The following is a 642-nucleotide window of genomic DNA, read 5'->3' as shown; positions in this document are numbered from 1 at the left end:
GCCGGCAGGGGGGCGGGGTCGCCGTCCCCGGGGCCGGTCGAAGCCGCGCCCATGAGCCGGTCGCCCCTCGGGAGCCGGGCCGGCAGACGGGAAGGCCGGCTCGCAGCGGCACTCAGTGGGTGAGGTGCGGCACCACGGCGATCGGGCAGTGGGCGTGCAGCAGAACGGCGTTCGTCACCGATCCGACGACCAGGCTGGTCGGGCGCCGACGCCTGCGGTGCCGTCCCACCACCACGAGATCACTCGACTCCGAGGCGGCCACCAGCCGTCCCGCGGCGTCCCCCGGCGCGACGGTGTGGTCGACGGGCACACCCGGAGAACGGTCCTCGGTGAAACGGCGCAGCCGGTCCTGCTGCATTCGGGCGGTCTCCCGGGAGATCTCGGGCCCCTCCGGGTCGATGGCCTCGGGGGCGTCGCCCAGCAGCGTCAGGGTGGAGAACGGCACCGGATGCGTCGTGATGACGTGGAGGCGGGACCGCCTGCGGGCGGCCTCGGCGAACGCGAACTCCACCGCGGCGTCGTCGGTGTCCTCGGGGTCGAGTCCGAGGACGACGCGCCCGTACGGCTCGGCCAGCGCCCCGCGGCCCCGTTCCAGGTGCGGCACCACGACCACCGGGCACGCGGCGTGGGCGGCCGCGGCCC

Annotated in this window: 1 protein-coding gene; it reads right to left on the bottom strand. The window is 76.2% G+C overall.

From position 1 onward, the window contains the following. Window positions 1-112 precede the first annotated feature (112 nt). The coding region (locus tag ACYVE9_RS29910) for a universal stress protein (protein ID WP_461030997.1) at window positions 113-642 on the bottom strand (530 nt) is incomplete at its 5' end.

The organism is Streptomyces sparsus, from assembly GCF_054776295.1.
The sequence above is the reverse complement of the archived record's forward strand: the minus strand, read 5'-3'. Positions and strand labels throughout refer to the sequence as shown.